The organism is Algoriphagus hitonicola (genome assembly GCF_900113375.1).
Taxonomy (GTDB): domain Bacteria; phylum Bacteroidota; class Bacteroidia; order Cytophagales; family Cyclobacteriaceae; genus Algoriphagus; species Algoriphagus hitonicola.
The window spans coordinates 33,925-51,605 of the sequence record NZ_FOPC01000012.1 but is presented as its reverse complement, the minus strand read 5'-3'; the positions used below and the strand labels follow the sequence as shown (position 1 = coordinate 51,605).

Below are 17,681 nucleotides of genomic sequence, written 5' to 3'. Positions count from 1 at the left end.
CTATGTACTGGACACTTGAACTAGCTTCCTATTTAGAGGACGCTCCCTGGCCAGCCACCAAGGATGAGCTGATTGACTATGCCATCCGATCTGGCGCTCCGCTAGAAGTAGTAGAAAATCTTCAAGAATTGGAAGATGATGGAGAACCTTATGAGACCATCGAAGAGATTTGGCCGGATTACCCGACCAAAGATGACTTCTTCTTCAACGAGGACGAATATTAATACCAAAGCCCCGGATATTTTCGGGGCTTTTTTCGTTTTATTTGGTTAATCCTAATTTTTCTCATACGCCTAACACCTGTCTCAATCTCCCATAACCGGTTTTGCTTACGGGCAGCTTTTCCCCGTTTTTCAGAAAAACCAAGTAACTATCTTTCTCGTAGGGTTCGATCCGTGTGACCGCATTGACATTGAGCATGTAAGATCGATGGATCCGCGCAAAGCGATCCGGTGCCAAGGCTTCCTCCAATGATTTCATGGTCATTTTTTTCAAAAATTTACCTTTCTCCGTGTAGATGGCAATGTAATCATCCGCCCCTTCGAAATACAATACTTCTGAGACCGCTATGATTTTGATCTCATTTTTGACCCGAACGACCAGTCGATTGCTTTTCTCGGCCATTTCCTGAAGTCCCGAAGTCGGACGGGGAGCTCCTTGAGTGGCTAGAAACTTTTGGATGGCTTGATTAAATCGCTCCTGAGAAAATGGTTTTAACAGATAATCAATGGCTTTGGTATCAAAGGCTTTAAGGGCATATTGATCAAATGCCGTGGTGAAAATTACCGCAGGAGCCTCATCGAGTAGCTCGAGCATTTCAAAACCGGTGATTTTTGGCATCTGCACATCCAAAAAAATCAAATCCGGTTGATGTTTCTGTATGGCTTTTAGCCCTTCAAACCCGTCTGAGCATTGCTCCATCAGCTCAAACTGGGCATATTCGGATAAAAATTCCCTGACTACACTCGCAGCCAAAGGTTCATCGTCGATAATTAAGGTACGGATCATTTCAGTTGTGGGATTTTTAACTCAATACTAAAAGTGGAATTTTTTGCTTCCTTAGTCAATAAATCATTTCTTCCAAAAAGTAAATACAGCCTTCTCTCTACAGAGGAAAGTCCAAAACCGGTCCCATCCTGTGCGGGAGTTTCTGGATCGTAAGGATTTTCGATCATGATAATTAAATAATTTTGCTTTTTGGCTGCTTTGATAAGGATATTTACCTCTCCGGTGATGCCATAGAGTCCGTGTTTAATCGCATTTTCCAAAAGGGGCTGAATCAAGAGTTGAGGCAATTGCATTTGAGAAGCTTCCTCAGAAACCTCAAATTCAACCTGCAATCGATGGCCGAATCGGACTTTTTCGATCTCCAGATATAATTTTAAATAGGCCAATTCCTCCTCCAAACTAATCCAGGTTTGATGATCTTTTCGGATTGTTCCTCTCAAAAAATCAGATAGCTGCAAAACCATTTCTCTGGCTTTTTTGGATTCGGAAACCACCAGCGCATTGATTGAATTCAAACTATTGAAAAGAAAATGAGGCTGGAGCTGCTGCCGCAATTGAGTCAACTCGGCCTCTTTGGATAGCTCCATGATATGCAACTCACGCTTTTGACTAGCCTCCTGCTGCTCCAGCTTGGAAACCACGATGGCAAGCAACGTGACCATTGCCTCCATTATGGCGAGAATAGCCCACCGCAGGTAAAAATGATCCCCGAGCAATTTTCGATATAAATCATCTTCCTCAAAAATCCATGCCCCCACATATCGATGAAGCAATGTCCCGATCAAACTCAAAATCAAAGGTAAAATTAAAAGCAGCCAAGTATTTGCCCCCTTGGGAATGTAAAAGCTAAAAATACGATCAAGCACAACGACACCGCCTAAAAAAGCAAGGGCGTAAACCAAGGCATCCGTAAAAGCTAGAGCCAAACTCAATCCATAATAATTCAGAATCGAGGCGGTGACCAGAAGCCAGATCAAACCGGCTCCTTGAATCACCCAATTAGCGCGTGATGGAGTAGAGAATGCCTTGGAAAACAAATCGCTGATTTTTTAAAAGAAAAGGTCGTTAAAATGATTTGATTTCCAAACCTCCGAATAAAATCGTTCCTCTCAAGACCAATACCTTATCCGTATCGACTTCTGACTGACGGTAAATTCGCTTGTCCTCTACCCCGGCAGCAATATTGGTCACCTCGGTACGCACATCCCAGTGAGGAGGCACAATCAGTTTCATTCCACCAAAAATCACATCCACCTGCATGGTTTGAACTCCCTGTAGGTCTGCCTGAGACAGGTCCAAATCTATTCCTCCAAAGGCGGCAGTAAGTTTCCCGCCTTGAAAGTTTTTGGATAAAATCCGCTTATTTACTCCACTCAATATCGCATCGATATTCGCTTTGTCCGAATACGAAATCCCAGAAGTGCCTCCTATTCCGGATTTACTGCTTCCGAGGGTTGGTTCTGTCTCTATCGTATCACCCGAATGTTCGGTAGAGGCGAAGGAAGAAGAAGAACTTTTGAAAGATTTTTGTTGCATTTTAGACATCACGTCATCCATCACCCTATTTTCTTTTTGTTTTTGGGTAATCAAATAGATCCCCAAAAGAATCAGACCAATCGGTAGGATATATTGCTCCAAGCCAAGGTCAAAACCAAACTCCCGCTCTGCTAGAAAATAAAACCCAAAGCCAAGCATGACTGCTCCAAAGAAAGATTGAAATTGATGTTTAATCAAAACGATGGTACCGATAGCAATAAGAATCATGGGCCAGGAAAGAATCCAGCCGGGAAAGAAAATCCCCAGTTTGCGTAGTAGAATCAGGATACCTACTCCTAAGATGATAAATCCGAATATGAGCCCGCTTTCATTATTGGATTTAGGATTAGAATAATTTGCCATTTGCTTTTTGGTTTAAATGATATCCAAAAGTAGGTCTACTGCCAAAAATGACCGCATGGTCTTCGTCTAAAGCGAGAAAAAGTCGGTAAATGCTGCAAAAAAGTCGGTAAAGCCCAAACTGTTATATCTTGGGTGTTTTAGAGAGATTGATCAAAAAATCAGCATAAACCATATCCTCGGGTGTGGTCAGTTTGATATTTTCGGGATTGCCGGGGATAAGACTTACCTGCCAGCCCTGATGCTCATAGACTGTGGCATCATCGGTAAATTGTGGCAATTCGGTAACCTGGAAGGCTTTGCGAATTTTTGCCAACTGAAAGGTCTGCGGTGTCTGAACCAGTCGGAAATACTGCCGTTCCTGAAAAAATGATTTGCCGTCATCGGTGAGTTTACGGATGGAATCTTTTAAGGCTACTACTGCTATCGCACTCCCCGAGCGAGCAGCCTCTTCAAAACTCGCGGCAACCACTTCTTCTTTGACAAAAGGCCTAACTGCATCGTGGATGGCCACCAAGCCTTCATCAAAAGAAATACTTTTCAATCCATTTCGTACAGACTGAAACCGGGAGTTTCCTCCTGCCACACGATGATGGGGAACAGTAAATTGATGATTCTTTACTAATTCTTCCCAAAGCTCAAAGTCCGACTCAGGCAAAACAACAATCAGTTCTATGCTTGGGTCCACTCGATAAAATACCTCCAGCGTATGCATCAATACCGGTTTGCCTGCGATTGGCAAATATTGTTTTGAAATAGACCCACCCATTCGGGTTCCTTTTCCTCCTGCGACGAGTACGGCGGCTTTTTTCATGCTTCTAAATTTCAAGCAATTTAGTTTATTGTAATCAAATGGGCTGTTACTCCAGAATCACTAAAAAATGAAGTCGAAAAAAAAGCTCCCGGTTGGGAGCTTTCTGAATCTTTTTATAAAATCAACATCGCATCTCCATAGGAGAAGAAGCGGTATTTTTCTTTGATGGCCTCTTTATAAGCTTTCATAATCAAATCATATCCTCCAAAAGCAGAAGCGGTCATCAAAAGAGTTGACTCTGGCAAATGGAAATTGGTGATCAGCGCATTGGCGATTTTGAACTCGTAAGGTGGAATGATAAACTTATCTGTCCATCCACTGGAAGCTTTCAGATGATTGCTTGCAGTCACTGATGATTCCACGGTTTTTAACACAGTAGTTCCGACAGCTACGACTCGCTTTTTATGATCCAAGGCTTCATTGACCAATTTTACGGTAGCATCCGGAATGTTATAATTCTCAGAATCCATTTTATGCTTGGTCAGGTCTTCTACGTCCACTTGTCTAAAAGTCCCCAATCCCACGTGAAGCGTAATCGGAGTTACTTCCACACCCTGCAATTCCAGGCGCTTCAATAGATGAGGAGTGAAGTGCAAACCTGCCGTTGGAGCAGCTACAGCACCCACATTTTTAGCAAATACCGTCTGGTATCGCTCGCGATCTTCCGGCTCAATTTTTCGTTCGATGATTTCCTTGAGAAGTGGAGTCTCACCTAAAGTATCGATGGTCTTGTGAAATTCCTCTTCCGTGCCATCAAATAAGAAGCGGATTGTTCTTCCTCGCGAGGTCGTATTATCAATCACCTCAGCTACCAAATCCGAATCTCCAAAATAAAGCTTGTTCCCAACCCGGATTTTACGAGCTGGATCTACCAATACATCCCAAAGCCGAAGCTCAGGATTCAATTCTCTTAATAAAAAAACTTCGATTTCAGCACCTGTTTTTTCCTTATTTCCATACAGTCTGGCCGGAAAAACCTTGGTATCGTTGGTTACGAAAACATCTCCTTCTCCGAAATATTCGATAATGTCCTTGAAAGTTTTGTGCTCGATTTCCCCGGTTTTACGATGAACCACCATCAGCCTCGACTCGTCTCGGTTGTCTGTGGGATAAAGGGCAATTAACTTCTTGGGGACGTCAAATTTGAAATCAGATAATTTCATATATAAGCTTTAGATATCTACGCTTGATTAAATCTTTTAGAATAACTCTAAAAAATGCAAAGATAATAACAATAATCTCCAATTTCACGTAACTTGACAAATTGTTTTAACCAACTATTCAAAGCATGCTTTTTTTCCGACTTACCTGGGAAAGTTTTCTATTTGCCTTTAGTGCATTGAAATCCAATCTTACCCGGACGATTTTGTCCTTATTGGGGGTGACTGTAGGGATTTTTGCCATTATTGCGGTATTTACGCTCGTCGATTCGTTAGAAAACAACATCAAATCCTCCTTCTCTTTTCTCGGGACTAACGTGATTCGCATCGACCGTTTTCCTTTTGATGGACCCCCCCAAAACAGACCTTGGTGGGAATTTATCAGACGTCCCTATGCCACGGTTTCGGAATACCGGTTTTTAGAAGAAAATCTTCAAAACGCCGAGGGAGTGACCATTTCGGCATCTGCTCGCACTACCATGCAGGCTGGTAGCAATGCCTACGAGGGTACGCAACTTTCCGGAATAGCCTACACCTATCAGGATGTTTATGATGTAGCCTTGGAGGAAGGCCGGTATTTCACAGAAGTGGAAGTGGGAGGTGCCAGAAATCTGGCGATAATCGGTAAAAAAATTGCAAACACGCTCTATCCCAATCAGTCGATCATTGGCGAAGAAATAAAAATCCGAGGCTTGAAATTCATCGTCGTTGGGGTGTTGGAGGAAGAGGGCGAAGGCCTCTTTGACCTACCCTCAAAGGATGAAGCCTGTTTGATTCCATACGGAGCCTTCAATAAACTCTACTTTACAGGTAGAAATGGAGTTGAGCCCAATATAGCTGTCAAAGGAATGGAAGATGACATTGGCTTGGTGGCTTTAGAAAATGAAATGATTGGCTTGCTCCGCGCAAAAAGAGGACTGAAACCCACGGAGGAAGATAATTTTTCTCTAAACAAAACTGAGTTTATCCAAAATACCATCGGATCGATATTTGACGTGATTTCTTCTGCAGGCTGGGTGATTGGAGGCTTTTCCATTTTGGTGGGAGGATTTGGCATTGCTAATATTATGTTTGTTTCGGTGCGGGAGCGAACCAACATTATCGGCATCCAAAAGTCCCTCGGGGCAAAAAATTACTTTATCCTTTTTCAGTTTCTGTTTGAGGCGGTTTGCCTTAGCCTGATAGGTGGGGGCACAGGAATCATTCTCGTGTATTTCCTGAGTTTCATTCAGCTAGGAAGTTTGGATTTGATCCTTTCATTCCAAAACATCATTCTTGGCCTCGGAGTATCTTCCATCATTGGCGTAGTGTCTGGAATAGTCCCGGCCACACTTGCTGCACGGATGGATCCCGTAGAAGCAATTCGTACCACCTAATCCAGTTCTTTAGAAATAAAAAAGGGAGGCCGAAGCTTCCCTTTTTTTATCTCCTGTTGGTCTTTATTCTTCAACCGCATCTTTTCCAACTTTAGGCAAAAGTCCAGATGCCGATTTGATTTTAAGCTCCAATTCGTCCATCAATTCCGGATTATCCAGCAGTAGATTCTTTACCGCATCCCGGCCCTGACCGAGCTTCTCTCCATTGTAAGAGAACCAGGATCCGGCTTTTTTGATGATGTCAAACTCCACTCCCAAATCAATGATTTCGCCGACTTTGGAGATTCCCTGTCCGTACATGATGTCAAATTCAACCACTTTAAATGGAGGTGCTACTTTATTTTTGACCACTTTGACTCGGGTACGGTTGCCAAGAATATTATCCGCACTTTCTTTGATTTGACCGATTCTTCGGATGTCCAATCGCACGGAAGCGTAGAATTTCAGGGCATTACCGCCCGTAGTGGTTTCTGGATTACCAAACATCACCCCGATTTTTTCCCGAAGCTGATTGATAAAGATGCAAGAGCACCCGGTTTTGTTGATTGCGCCGGTGAGCTTTCGCAAAGCCTGGGACATCAATCGGGCCTGAAGTCCCATTTTGCTGTCCCCCATTTCTCCTTCGAGCTCGCCTTTGGGTACCAATGCCGCCACGGAGTCAATCACAATAATGTCTATCGCTCCTGATCGGATCAAATGCTCAGCGATTTCCAGCGCTTGCTCCCCATTGTCCGGCTGTGAGATCAACAGGTTTTCGATATCGATTCCCAGTTTTTCGGCATAGCTTTTATCAAATGCATGCTCGGCATCGATGAAGGCTGCCAAACCTCCTGCCTTCTGCGCCTCGGCAATGCAATGCATGGTCAAGGTCGTCTTACCGGAAGATTCCGGACCATAGATCTCAATGACCCGTCCGCGGGGAATTCCCCCTATTCCCAAGGCCATATCCAAACCTAGAGAACCCGTAGAAATGGCGGGAACGTCTTGCACTTTATTATCACTAAGCTTCATCACGGTACCTTTACCGTAGGTTTTTTCCAACTTATCGATGGTCAGTTGAAGCGCTTTTAATTTTTCTGCGTTATTACTCATTTATTTAGGATTTTAAAAGAATGAAAACAATGAATTTACAAGAAGAGAATCCATTTGCCAAAACTGGCTTACTTTTGAATTCGGATACCAAATTCGTACTTTTCGTCACTATTCGGCACGTTTTTTCGTATTACCTATAAAAATAACTTCTTTTTGTCAGGTATTGTCAAAAAAAATCATGATTCAGTTTAGATTACTCCTTCTCTTCTTTCTTTTACCAACTTTGGGCTTGACTCAGCAAGCACCGACCGTTCCTTTTACATTTGGAGAGGAGCTGAATTTTGAAGTGAGTTATGGCTGGATCAATCTCGCGGATGCCAAAATGCAAGTCAGCAATCAACCCCATATCCACGACCAAAAACCGCATTACAAAATCGACGTGTATGGACAGACCAAAGGTGCGGCGGCACTTTTTGGCAGGGTCAATGACAACTGGGGAACCTATTGGGACGGTGATACTCGGCTGCCTAAAATCTCCTATCGTCACATTGAGGAAGGCAAATACCGAAAGCATGAAAAAGTCTTCTTTGATCAGAAAAATCGAAAAGCCAAAATGCAGCTTTTTGACCGGGAAAATAAGGTGTTGACAGAAGTCAAAGAGTTTGACTTACCGGGACAGGTGCAGGATTTGGTCAGTGGATTTTATTATCTGCGCAGTTTGGATCTTCGAGATATTAAGGCTGGAGATTACGTCACGATCAAAGGTTTCTTTGATAAAGAAATATATAACATAAAGTTAATCTTTGAAGGGACCGAACGCATCAAAACGGAGCTCGGCGAGAAGGACACCTTTATCTTTTCTCCCCAAGTTCCCAAAAACAAACTCTTCCGCGGAGAATACCCGGTAAAAGTGTGGGTCACACAGGATCAGAACAAAATTCCTGTTAAAATCAAAGCAAACCTGTTTTTAGGTTCGCTTAATTTTGACATTATCTCCGCTAAGGGATTACGGTATAATTAGGAAACATTCGGGTAATTTTCGGGTAATATTTACTCACTTTTTCAATTGGCCTTCCTTCAAAAGCAAAATCAAACCCTAAGTGATGACAAATTGTTTGGTGGGTATGCTAGAATATTGTTTAATTTTATCCAGCAAACAAGAACAATCCAAATGGGCGAAAAACAGAAAATCAAAGTTCTGGTCGTAGATGACGAACCGGATATCGTTGAAATTCTTAAATACAACCTGCAAAAAGAGGGATACGATGTAGCCACCGCAGAAGACGGAATCAAGGGGGTCAAGACCGCTTCCAAATTTCTACCTGATGTCATCCTTTTGGATATCATGATGCCCAATCAGGACGGAGTGGAAACCTGTCTTCAGCTTCGGCAGATTCCAGAGTTGAAAAACACCTTTATTATTTTTCTGACTGCCCGAATGGAAGAATACTCCGAAGTAGCCGCTTTTGACGTGGGTGCTGATGACTACATCACCAAGCCAATCAAACCCCGGGCTTTGATGAGTAGGATCGCAGCGCTTTTCCGCAGGGAATCCAAAAAAGAACAAGAGCAATCCCAGATCAAAATCCGGGACTTGATCATCGATCGGGGCAGCTACACCATCGAAAAATCCGGCAAAACCATCACACTGCCCAAGAAGGAGTTTGAATTATTGTATTTCCTCGCCAAAAACCCTAATATGGTATTCAGTAGAGATGAGCTTCTTCAGAATATCTGGGGTTCGGATGTCTTTGTACTCGCCCGCACAGTCGATGTACACATCCGCAAAGTCCGGGAAAAAATCGGAGATGACTACATCACTACAGTAAAAGGTGTAGGATATAAATTCGAGTTGGGCTCCTAAAAATGCTTGTAAGTTCCCGTGGTATTTCATTGATATTGGCTTTGGCTATTTCGGCCTTAGTGGGTGCTTTTTTGTCCTTGATGGATGATTCCACGGCGGTGTTGATTTTTGTGGCATCCGGACTGGCATTTTCTGCCTCTTACTTATTAATCAATATTACCCTGGAGTTTTTGGTCTTCAGGGAGATTGCCAATATCTATTCATTGTTGGAAAAAATCCAAAAGAAAGAGCTCTCTCAAATCCCTGAAAAAAGTGGTAAAAGCTCCATCTCTCCCCTTCGGAGAATCAATGCCGTGATTAATTCCTATGCCCTAGCCCGACAAAAGGAAATCGATGCACTTCAGAAAAACGCCGAATTCCGAAGGGAGTTTATCGCCGATATTTCGCATGAATTGAAAACCCCCATTTTTGCTACACAGGGTTACATCCATACGCTACTTGATGGAGCGATTGATGATAAGCAGGTGCGGATGAAATTTCTCAAGCGTGCAGCCAAAAGCCTGGATTCGCTCGACAATCTTGTCCAGGACCTGCTGACCCTGAATCAGATGGAAAGTGGGGTGATCAAGTTTGTTTTCAAAGATTTTGACCTGAAGGAAGTCATCGAGGAAGTCATCGAAGAACTTGAGCATAAAGCGAGCAAGCGTCATGTTCATATTGACTTCAAATACGAACCGGATAAAAACTACTTGACCCATGCCGACCGGCAAAAAATCTATCGAGTTTGTCAAAATCTGATTTTCAACGCAGTCAAATACAACCACGACGAGGGAGAAGTCAAAATCTCCCTCAAAGCGCATAAAAATCATATCCAAGTGGATATCAAAGACGATGGGCAGGGAATTCCTCCAGAAGACTTGAAGCGGATTTTTGAAAGGTTTTACCGGGTAGAAAAAAGCCGAAACAAAAAAGAAGGAGGAACCGGGCTCGGCTTGGCCATCGTGAAGCATATTCTGGAAGGCCACAAAAGTAAGATTTCTGTCAGTTCTACTGTGGGCAAAGGGTCAATTTTTAGCTTTTCTTTGCCTTTAGCGAAAGAGAAGGAGCTGGATCAGACTACCAAAGCAGAACAGCCTGCTTAAAAAAGTTAGTTTGAACTCTTGGCTTTTTTGAAGTTAAGCGGAGCTTGTTTGAATCAATTACCCTATTATAATTGGCTAATCCCTAGTTTAGAGTCAATTAAATTCACCGAAGTGTTTTTTTTAGAACCTTTTTATTAGTTTTAATAACCAAACTTTTCAGACTAATGAAAAAGCTAATACTTGTTTTCCTAATCATTTTTGCAGGGTTTATCATTTCTTGCAAAGAAGAGAATTTACCCCATTACCCTATAGATGATAATCGAGTATTCATCAAAGTTCTGGATGAACAGGGCGTTGATTTATTGGATCAAACCCAAGCAAAATCCTACAAGGCGAATGTCATCAAAATTTTCTATGAGCGAGAGGGTCAACTCGAAGAATTCTACAATGGTGGCCTAACCAATATGCGTCGAAACTTTCGGATCGATCCTCCAGAACTGGATGAAAAGCAGCATCGAATGAAATTAATTATAGAATCCGAAGTTAAGGTAATCCAGTGGAATGAATTAGAGGCAGACACCCTTTACTCGGAAATCGACTATGACGAGAAATATAATAAAATGTCGGTTCGTAAGGTCTATCATCAAGGAGAGTTAAAACACAGCAACATACCTGCACTGTCGCGAAGGGAATTTACAATCATCAAACAACGGCAATAATCCTCCTGAAAGAATTCTTACTAAATCCTTCCCGCCGGAAGGATTTTTTTTGACCTTTCCTTTCCCTACCTTTGCAAGCTCGTTGAAGAGACACGGGAGAATCCATGAAGAAAGTAGATTTTCAGAAACTTATTCTGTTTGAAAACAAGGATTACCTGGTAATCAACAAGCCGCCTTACCTGTCGAGCTTAGACGATAGACATGAGGCGCAGAACATCCTGGACCTTGCCAAAATGCACACAGCAGATGCCCAGCTGTGTCATCGCTTGGATAAGGAGACCTCCGGCTGTCTGGTGATTGCCAAGAATCCCATCGCTTACCGGCACTTGGCGATGCAGTTTGAAAACCGAAAAGTGAACAAAGTCTACCATGCTGTCGTCGATGGAATTCGGGAATACGATAAGCAGCTCGTAGACCGCAATCTCATCGCATCGGCCAAAGGAGTCGCCAAAGTTGGCAAAGAAGGCAAGCCCGCCCAGACGGTGTTTCACACCATCAAAACCTACCGGGCACATTCGCTGATCGAGTGCAGACCCATTACGGGAAGATTACATCAGATCCGAATACACTTGGCCTACCTTCAGTCACCGATATGCGGGGACGAACTTTACGGTGGGAAACCGCTCTATCTTTCTTCACTCAAGCGTCGCTTCAATTTGAAAAAAGAGACAGAAGAATTACCCATTATGCAGCGGGTTTCTTTGCATGCCTTTTCGATCGGGTTTGAAGGTCTGGACGGAAAAGAAATCACCGTACAGGCACCCTATCCCAAGGATTTTCAGGTTTTGATCCAACAGTTGGAGAAAACAGCCTGATTTTCATCGAAAAAGACAACTAGAAATTTGGCGTTTTAAGGCTAATCCAATGAAAATTAGGAAGTAGTCTTGGAAATATTTTGCATAGAAAATAAAATACTTCTATCTTTGTGTCCCTTTTTGGGGGTCGAACATATTTAACAAGCTAAAAATTAAACAGTTACACAGTGGATACTTTAAGCTATAAGACCGTATCGGCTAACAACTCGACTGTAGAGAAGCAATGGGTGATTGTGGATGCCCAAGCTGCAGTTTTGGGTCGGTTGGCCAGTGAGGTAGCAAAAATCTTAAGGGGAAAAAATAAGCCTAGCTTTACCCCACACGTGGATTGCGGAGACAATGTCATCGTAATCAACTCAGACAAGGTCAGATTGACCGGTGATAAGTGGGATGCCAAAGTTTATGTGCGTCACACCGGTTACCCAGGTGGTCAGCGAATTTCAACTCCAAAATTATTGAAGCAGAAGTCTTCAACTATTTTGATTGAAAAAGCTGTCAGAGGCATGCTTCCTAAAAACAGATTAGGAAGAAAATTGTACGGAAATCTGTACGTATATGAAGGATCTGAGCATCCTCATGCAGCACAGCAGCCCAAAACCATCACTCTTTAATCGACTGAATTCATGGAAATGATCAACAAAATCGGTAGAAGAAAAACCTCCGTAGCCCGTATTTACATGGCTCCGGGAAAAGGTAATATCACCGTAAACAATCAGGAACTGAACGTGTACTTCCCATTTGATCTGCATCAGATCGTCGTGAAGCAACCTCTTGCCCTAGTCGGTGAGGACGGTAACTACGACATCCAAATCAATGTGGACGGTGGCGGAATCAAAGGACAAGCTGAGGCTGCCCGTATGGCGATCTCCAGAGCTTTGTGTGATTTCAACGAAGAGCACAGAGGTCCTTTGAAAAAAGAAGGATTCTTAACTCGTGACCCGAGAATGGTCGAGCGTAAGAAGCCAGGACGTAGAAAAGCAAGAAGAAAGTTCCAGTTCTCCAAGCGTTAATCGGATCTATTCTTCCATCAATAGAAAACAATTTTATTCATGTCAAAAATCGAATACAAAGACTTACTGGATGCTGGTGTTCACTTCGGACACTTGACGAGAAAGTGGGATCCCCGTATGTCTCCATATATTTTTATGGAGAAAAACGGTATCCACATTATCGACCTTAATAAAACGCTTGCCTGCCTCGACGAAGCATCCGCTGCAGTGAAGCAAATCGTACGCTCCGGCAAAAAAGTGATGTTTGTCGCTACTAAGAAACAAGCTAAAGACTTGGTAGCTGATGAAGCTCGTCGTCTTAACATGCCATACGTAACCGAAAGATGGTTAGGTGGGATGTTGACTAACTTCGCTACGATCCGCAAATCCTTGAAAAAGATGTCCTCCCTCGAAAAAATGATGAAGGAAGACGCCTACAAGAATATGGCGAAGAAAGAACGACTGATGATCACACGTCAAAAGGAGAAAATGGAATCTGTTCTCGGCGGTATCGCTGACCTAAGCAGACTTCCTGCGGCCCTTTTTGTGGTGGACATCAAAAGAGAACACATCGCGATCGCCGAAGCACAAAAGCTTGGTATCCCTGTTTTCGCATTGGTCGATACAAACTCCAACCCGAACGAGGTGGATTTCCCTATCCCAGCCAATGATGATGCATTCAAATCAGTTAACTTATTAGTAAAAGCTTTCGGAGTAGCCATCGAAGAAGGTCTTTCTGAGCGCAAGAAGGACAAAGATGACGCTAAACTTTCTGAAGAGGAAGAAGCAAAGAGAGCCGTAGATGCTGACACCAAAGAATAAGTCACATCACTCCTAGATTTGATATATAATAAAATTGAACATCAGGCTCCGGTCGATGTTCAATTTTTTGTTTTATCTACTTTCGGATGGTTTTTTTAAACTCTCCGTACCTAACACACAGAATCGTTTAATTCAAAAAAACAGCTCATAAAATGGCAATTACTGCACAAGAAGTAAACAAGCTGCGCCAAATGACCGGTGCAGGAATGATGGATTGTAAAAAAGCATTGACCGAAGCAGAAGGCGACTTCGAAAAAGCAGTCGATATCCTTCGTAAGAAAGGTCAGAAAGTCTCCGCTTCCAGAGCAGACAGAGAAACCAAAGAAGGTGCTGTCGTGACCAAGGTGACTGAAAATGGCGCCAAAGGAACACTACTTTCCTTGACTTGCGAAACTGATTTCGTTGCTAAAAATGAGGAATTCGGTGCTTTCGCCAATACTCTTCTCGATTTGGCAGTGGAAAAAGGCGCGTCTTCTATTGAAGAAATTGTTGCCTTGCCTTTCGAAAGCATTACAGTAGCAGAGAAAATCATCGAAATGACCGGTAAAATCGGTGAGAAAATCGAAATCTCCCACTATGAAATCGTCATCGCTGAAGCCGTCGTTCCATACATTCACTCCAATGGCAAATTGGGTGTTTTGGTAGGATTGACCAACACTAGCGGTGCTGATGTAGAAGAAGCAGGTAAAGATGTCGCCATGCAAATCGCAGCGATGAATCCGGTAGCTGTAGACAAAGACGGTGTGGATGCTTCTACGGTAGAAAGAGAAATCGAAGTAGGAAAAGAGCAGGCTAGAGCAGAAGGAAAGCCAGAAGAAATGTTGGAAAAAATTGCCTTGGGTAAATTGAACAAGTTCTACAAGGAAAATACCTTGCTCAGCCAGCAATTTGTCAAAGACAATAGCAAGACCATCGCTCAGTACCTTGACAGCGTAAGCAAAGGAATGACCGTTTCTGCGTTCAAACGCGTTTCTATCGGGTAATTTTCCTGATCTAATGGATACCAAAAACCCTTCTGGAGAAATCTAGAAGGGTTTTTCTTTGGATCAGCACAAAGAAAAAGGCCACTGTTTCCAGCGACCTTTTTCTTATTTTTTCCTTTTCATAAACAGAAAGGATTTGAGAGCAATTTTCTATTCTCTATTATCTTGTATCTTGACTCTTCCTTAGGGCTCCAATGCCGCTACTCCCGGCAAAACCTTGCCCTCCATATGCTCCAGCAAGGCTCCTCCACCGGTAGATACGAAAGAAACCTGATCTCCATAGCCAAACTTATTGACCGCAGCAGCGGAATCTCCACCACCGATCAGTGAGTAAGCCCCGTTTCGGGTAGCCTCAGCGACGGCCTCAGCAATGGCTTTGGTTCCCTTATCAAAGGACTCCATTTCGAAGACACCCATGGGACCATTCCAAAGGATAGTTTTAGACTTAAGCACTGTTTCTGCAAAAATCTTTCTGGTGTCAGGTCCGATATCCAAGCCCATCCAGCCATCAGGAATTTCTCCTTTTTTCGCCAAACCTTGCTCTGCATCATTGGCAAAGGCTTTGGAAATCACCGTATCCACGGGAAGAATCAAGTTTACACCTTTGGTTTTTGCCTTTTCCATCAGCTGCAAGACAAAGTCCAACTTATCCGGCTCCAACAACGAATCTCCGATACTGCCGCCTTGCGCTTTGGCAAAGGTATAAGACATTCCTCCTCCAATAATGAGATTATCCACTTTGTCCAGAAGCCGTTCGATAATCAGAATTTTATCCGAAATCTTAGCGCCACCCATAATTGCCGTGTAAGGCCGCTCAGGATTACCCAAAACTTTGTCCGCATTTTTTAACTCAGACAGCATCAGATATCCACAAACTTTAATGTCAAAATATTGGGCTATTACCGCTGTGGAAGCATGTGCTCGGTGCGCTGTTCCAAAAGCATCATTGACATAAATATCCCCAAGGCTTGCTAGTTTTTTGGCAAAATCCGCATCTCCTTTTTCCTCTTCTTTGTAAAAACGAAGGTTCTCAAGAAGCAAAACCTCTCCTGCCTTTAAGCCTTCAGCCAAGTTCTTTGCTTCACTTCCAATACAATCAGGGGCAAATTTGACCGATTTTCCCAGGGCTTTCTCCAAAGTCAGCACGATATGTTTCAGGGAAAATTTATCCTCTGGGCCTGACTTTGGTCTTCCCAGGTGAGACATCAAGATGACCGCTCCCCCATCATTCAGAATTTTATTAATCGTGGGAAGGGCAGCTTCAATTCGGGTATCGTCGGTGACATGAAAATGATCGTCAAGAGGCACATTAAAATCAACCCGGATCAGGGCTTTCATCCCTTTAAAACTCAAATTGTCAACGTTTTTGATTCTAGGATTCATAAAATAGGTTTTATATAAATTTCGGTTTTTCTACTTATCAGACTTCAAGTTATTAAAAATTTGGTCAAAAATCAGCCGTCTTTACCGGCCATTTAAACTTTCCACCCAATTAGTTTCCAGCTGAAGCCCGCTGAAGCCGATCATTAATCGCCTTCCCCAAACCTTCATCTGGAAGCCGTTCGGCAAGAATGCAATCCACTTCTAGCTCGTCCAGCTCCCGCATGGCGGAAAATAACTTTTGTGCCGCCTCTCTCAAATTCCCGGATTCGCTCAATTGAACCTGTCGATTGTGTGGCACATCCCTGAATTTTCTTTGAAAACTCAACACTCCAAAATCCAATTCCTTATGAATATGTGCTGAAACCATGGCTTCAAGATCACCAAGGATCAACCGCTTACGGGGCGCATAGTGGGACTCCAAAAGTCCCGGTGCCGAAGGATTGCTACTGCTGTGAGTTTTAACCTGCACCTGCCCAACCCGAGCTTCGATCGCGGAAAGCTCCAATCCACCTAATCGATAAATGATTATCTCTCCGTCCTCCATTCCCACAATGGTACTTTCCAAGCCCACTTCGCACTTTCCTCCATCCAAAATATAGGGGATTTTTTCCCCTAACTGCTTTTGAACATGTGCTGCAGAGGTAGGACTGATATAACCAAATGGATTGGCACTGGGAGCCGCCAGGGGAAAATCCAACGTAGACAAAAGTGATTTTGTCAAGGGATGACTGGGTATCCGAACGGCAACTTGGTCTAGCCCGGAGGTGACCAAATCAGGAATGATAGGTCTTCTAGGCAAAAGCAAGGTCAAAGGCCCCGGCCAAAATGCCTCGGCAAGTAATTTTAAGGGATCAGGAAACTCCAATACGAAGCGACCCACTTTTTCAATCGCATCTGTATGAATGATCAGGGGATCAAAAGCTGGTCTATTTTTAGTTTCAAAAATGCGACTGACTGAATCGGGATTTAAGGCATTTGCCGCCAATCCATAAACTGTTTCGGTAGGAATAGCGACCAACTCCCCTTGCTCCAAAAGCTGTTTTGCCAGCGCGATATCTTGACCGATTTTAGCCATTTTCACAGAATTCGTCAATCCATGATTTTGCTTCGGTATAGCCGAGACTTAATGCCATTTTCAGGTCTGCGCATCCCTCTTCTTCTTCTCCGAGTGCACTCATTCGAGTGACTCCAAGAAGATAATATGCTGCTGCATTTTTCCCGTCTAGATTCACGGCATTCGTCAGGGATTCCATTGCTCCCATAGGATCATTATTGCCCAGTTGGGCCTTCCCTTTGTTGAAATGAACCAATGCCTGATTGGGATTGACCTGTAGGGCCATATCGAAATCAAACAAAGCATCCTCGTATTCCTCCAAGCCTAAAAGCGCCAAACCCCGGTTGTAATAAACGTCCGTTTGCTCGGGATCCAAGCCATTGGCCATATTGTAATCGGCCACCGCTTCTTTGAAATTTTTGAGTTCTAAATTCGCATTGGCCCGGTTAAACCAAGGCTTGTAACTGGCGGAATCAGCTTCAATTGCTGCTGAAAAAACCGGAATGGCTTCCTGATATTCACTCTGCTGAAAAAGCGCCACACCCTTGGCGTTTAATGCCGTAGCTTGTGTGGGATTTTGCTCAAGGACTCGATCAAAATAGCTGATCGCTTCCGGCCAGTTTTGCTCGTCCATTTTCTGAATGCCTGCTTGCATCAATTCTTCCTCACTGGGACTACAAGCACTAATGATCAGGGTCAAAAACCACACTATCCAAAGATTCTTCACGGTAAATTAATTTGCCG

Annotated in this window: 20 protein-coding genes; 11 read left to right on the top strand and 9 right to left on the bottom strand. The window is 43.3% G+C overall.

What is annotated here, in order from left to right:
- The first annotated feature begins 2 nt into the window (after positions 1–2).
- A complete protein-coding gene (locus BM043_RS15445; RefSeq protein ID WP_026952747.1) occupies positions 3–224 on the top strand; it encodes a DUF2795 domain-containing protein in 222 nt (73 codons plus the stop codon).
- Positions 225–285: 61 nt separating this feature from the next.
- Here the strand turns inward: BM043_RS15445 and BM043_RS15440 are convergent, their stop codons facing one another.
- The 5 genes from BM043_RS15440 to queA all read right to left on the bottom strand — a co-directional run bounded on the left by BM043_RS15440 (position 286) and on the right by queA (position 4,881).
- Positions 286–1,008, bottom strand: a complete 723-nt coding sequence (locus BM043_RS15440; RefSeq protein WP_092793278.1) for a LytR/AlgR family response regulator transcription factor — start codon at positions 1,006–1,008, stop codon at positions 286–288.
- Positions 1,005–2,045: a sensor histidine kinase gene (locus BM043_RS19730; RefSeq protein WP_245753052.1), complete on the bottom strand. Its 1,041-nt coding sequence runs from the start codon at positions 2,043–2,045 to the stop codon at positions 1,005–1,007. The genes BM043_RS15440 and BM043_RS19730 overlap by 4 nt, the downstream gene beginning before the upstream one ends.
- Before the next feature lie 28 nt (positions 2,046–2,073).
- Positions 2,074–2,907: a LiaF transmembrane domain-containing protein gene (locus tag BM043_RS15430; RefSeq protein WP_092793277.1), complete on the bottom strand. Its 834-nt coding sequence runs from the start codon at positions 2,905–2,907 to the stop codon at positions 2,074–2,076.
- Positions 2,908–3,028: 121 nt separating this feature from the next.
- A complete protein-coding gene (locus tag BM043_RS15425; RefSeq protein ID WP_092793275.1) occupies positions 3,029–3,718 on the bottom strand; it encodes a 2-C-methyl-D-erythritol 4-phosphate cytidylyltransferase in 690 nt (229 codons plus the stop codon).
- Between the two features lie 113 nt (positions 3,719–3,831).
- The gene (gene queA, locus BM043_RS15420; protein WP_092793273.1) at positions 3,832–4,881 is read right to left on the bottom strand and encodes a tRNA preQ1(34) S-adenosylmethionine ribosyltransferase-isomerase QueA; all 1,050 of its coding nucleotides are present in this window, start codon (positions 4,879–4,881) and stop codon (positions 3,832–3,834) included.
- Positions 4,882–5,006: 125 nt separating this feature from the next.
- On the opposite strand from queA, the gene BM043_RS15415 reads away from it, so the two are divergent.
- Positions 5,007–6,254 carry an ABC transporter permease gene (locus tag BM043_RS15415; RefSeq protein WP_092793271.1) on the top strand — a complete coding sequence of 416 codons (1,248 nt, stop codon included), beginning with the start codon at positions 5,007–5,009 and terminating at the stop codon, positions 6,252–6,254.
- Between the two features lie 63 nt (positions 6,255–6,317).
- Here the strand turns inward: BM043_RS15415 and recA are convergent, their stop codons facing one another.
- Complete coding sequence (gene recA / locus BM043_RS15410; RefSeq protein ID WP_092793268.1) at positions 6,318–7,346, bottom strand: recombinase RecA; 1,029 nt, start codon at positions 7,344–7,346, stop codon at positions 6,318–6,320.
- A gap of 178 nt (positions 7,347–7,524) precedes the next feature.
- Here recA and BM043_RS15405 point away from each other — a divergent pair, with 178 nt between their 5' ends.
- The 9 genes from BM043_RS15405 (at position 7,525) to tsf (ending at position 14,500) form a co-directional block, all read left to right on the top strand.
- Positions 7,525–8,307 (top strand): DUF3108 domain-containing protein, encoded by a 783-nt coding sequence (locus tag BM043_RS15405; protein ID WP_092793265.1) that lies wholly within the window; start codon positions 7,525–7,527, stop codon positions 8,305–8,307.
- Between the two features lie 150 nt (positions 8,308–8,457).
- The gene (locus tag BM043_RS15400) at positions 8,458–9,150 is read left to right on the top strand and encodes a response regulator transcription factor (RefSeq protein WP_092793400.1); all 693 of its coding nucleotides are present in this window, start codon (positions 8,458–8,460) and stop codon (positions 9,148–9,150) included.
- 2 nt (positions 9,151–9,152) lie between these two features.
- Positions 9,153–10,232 (top strand): sensor histidine kinase, encoded by a 1,080-nt coding sequence (locus tag BM043_RS15395; protein ID WP_092793262.1) that lies wholly within the window; start codon positions 9,153–9,155, stop codon positions 10,230–10,232.
- A gap of 164 nt (positions 10,233–10,396) precedes the next feature.
- Positions 10,397–10,891 carry a hypothetical protein gene (locus BM043_RS15390; protein ID WP_092793260.1) on the top strand — a complete coding sequence of 165 codons (495 nt, stop codon included), beginning with the start codon at positions 10,397–10,399 and terminating at the stop codon, positions 10,889–10,891.
- A gap of 104 nt (positions 10,892–10,995) precedes the next feature.
- On the top strand, positions 10,996–11,706 hold the full coding sequence (locus BM043_RS15385) for an RluA family pseudouridine synthase (RefSeq protein ID WP_092793258.1): 711 nt from the start codon (positions 10,996–10,998) through the stop codon (positions 11,704–11,706).
- 167 nt (positions 11,707–11,873) lie between these two features.
- Entirely contained in the window at positions 11,874–12,317 is a 444-nt protein-coding gene (gene rplM, locus BM043_RS15380; RefSeq protein WP_092793256.1) for a 50S ribosomal protein L13, read from the top strand.
- A 12-nt stretch (positions 12,318–12,329) separates the two neighbouring features.
- On the top strand, positions 12,330–12,716 hold the full coding sequence (rpsI, locus tag BM043_RS15375; RefSeq protein WP_092793254.1) for a 30S ribosomal protein S9: 387 nt from the start codon (positions 12,330–12,332) through the stop codon (positions 12,714–12,716).
- Between the two features lie 39 nt (positions 12,717–12,755).
- Complete coding sequence (gene rpsB, locus BM043_RS15370; RefSeq protein ID WP_092793252.1) at positions 12,756–13,517, top strand: 30S ribosomal protein S2; 762 nt, start codon at positions 12,756–12,758, stop codon at positions 13,515–13,517.
- 152 nt (positions 13,518–13,669) lie between these two features.
- A complete protein-coding gene (gene tsf / locus BM043_RS15365; RefSeq protein WP_092793249.1) occupies positions 13,670–14,500 on the top strand; it encodes a translation elongation factor Ts in 831 nt (276 codons plus the stop codon).
- 183 nt (positions 14,501–14,683) lie between these two features.
- Here the strand turns inward: tsf and BM043_RS15360 are convergent, their stop codons facing one another.
- The 3 genes from BM043_RS15360 to BM043_RS15350 form a co-directional block, all read right to left on the bottom strand.
- Positions 14,684–15,883 carry a phosphoglycerate kinase gene (locus BM043_RS15360; RefSeq protein WP_092793247.1) on the bottom strand — a complete coding sequence of 400 codons (1,200 nt, stop codon included), beginning with the start codon at positions 15,881–15,883 and terminating at the stop codon, positions 14,684–14,686.
- A gap of 109 nt (positions 15,884–15,992) precedes the next feature.
- Positions 15,993–16,958 carry an L-threonylcarbamoyladenylate synthase gene (locus BM043_RS15355; RefSeq protein ID WP_092793245.1) on the bottom strand — a complete coding sequence of 322 codons (966 nt, stop codon included), beginning with the start codon at positions 16,956–16,958 and terminating at the stop codon, positions 15,993–15,995.
- A complete protein-coding gene (locus tag BM043_RS15350; protein WP_092793397.1) occupies positions 16,951–17,592 on the bottom strand; it encodes a tetratricopeptide repeat protein in 642 nt (213 codons plus the stop codon). Before BM043_RS15350 ends, BM043_RS15355 begins: the two co-directional genes overlap by 8 nt.
- Positions 17,593–17,681 lie beyond the last annotated feature (89 nt).

Excerpts from the sequence above, each read along its gene's own strand:
- tsf (WP_092793249.1), top strand. The coding sequence starts at position 13,670 with ATGGCAATTACTGCACAAGAAGTAAACAAGCTGCGCCAAATGACCGGT.
- BM043_RS15440 (WP_092793278.1), bottom strand. The coding sequence starts at position 1,008 with ATGATCCGTACCTTAATTATCGACGATGAACCTTTGGCTGCGAGTGTA.
- BM043_RS15405 (WP_092793265.1), top strand. The coding sequence starts at position 7,525 with ATGATTCAGTTTAGATTACTCCTTCTCTTCTTTCTTTTACCAACTTTG.
- BM043_RS15385 (WP_092793258.1), top strand. The coding sequence starts at position 10,996 with ATGAAGAAAGTAGATTTTCAGAAACTTATTCTGTTTGAAAACAAGGAT.
- BM043_RS15425 (WP_092793275.1), bottom strand. The coding sequence starts at position 3,718 with ATGAAAAAAGCCGCCGTACTCGTCGCAGGAGGAAAAGGAACCCGAATG.
- BM043_RS15400 (WP_092793400.1), top strand. The coding sequence starts at position 8,458 with ATGGGCGAAAAACAGAAAATCAAAGTTCTGGTCGTAGATGACGAACCG.
- BM043_RS15445 (WP_026952747.1), top strand. The coding sequence starts at position 3 with ATGTACTGGACACTTGAACTAGCTTCCTATTTAGAGGACGCTCCCTGG.
- rpsI (WP_092793254.1), top strand. The coding sequence starts at position 12,330 with ATGGAAATGATCAACAAAATCGGTAGAAGAAAAACCTCCGTAGCCCGT.
- BM043_RS15415 (WP_092793271.1), top strand. The coding sequence starts at position 5,007 with ATGCTTTTTTTCCGACTTACCTGGGAAAGTTTTCTATTTGCCTTTAGT.
- queA (WP_092793273.1), bottom strand. The coding sequence starts at position 4,881 with ATGAAATTATCTGATTTCAAATTTGACGTCCCCAAGAAGTTAATTGCC.
- BM043_RS15360 (WP_092793247.1), bottom strand. The coding sequence starts at position 15,883 with ATGAATCCTAGAATCAAAAACGTTGACAATTTGAGTTTTAAAGGGATG.
- BM043_RS15350 (WP_092793397.1), bottom strand. The coding sequence starts at position 17,592 with ATGCAAGCAGGCATTCAGAAAATGGACGAGCAAAACTGGCCGGAAGCG.
- BM043_RS15355 (WP_092793245.1), bottom strand. The coding sequence starts at position 16,958 with ATGGCTAAAATCGGTCAAGATATCGCGCTGGCAAAACAGCTTTTGGAG.
- BM043_RS15430 (WP_092793277.1), bottom strand. The coding sequence starts at position 2,907 with ATGGCAAATTATTCTAATCCTAAATCCAATAATGAAAGCGGGCTCATA.
- rpsB (WP_092793252.1), top strand. The coding sequence starts at position 12,756 with ATGTCAAAAATCGAATACAAAGACTTACTGGATGCTGGTGTTCACTTC.
- recA (WP_092793268.1), bottom strand. The coding sequence starts at position 7,346 with ATGAGTAATAACGCAGAAAAATTAAAAGCGCTTCAACTGACCATCGAT.
- BM043_RS15395 (WP_092793262.1), top strand. The coding sequence starts at position 9,153 with ATGCTTGTAAGTTCCCGTGGTATTTCATTGATATTGGCTTTGGCTATT.
- BM043_RS15390 (WP_092793260.1), top strand. The coding sequence starts at position 10,397 with ATGAAAAAGCTAATACTTGTTTTCCTAATCATTTTTGCAGGGTTTATC.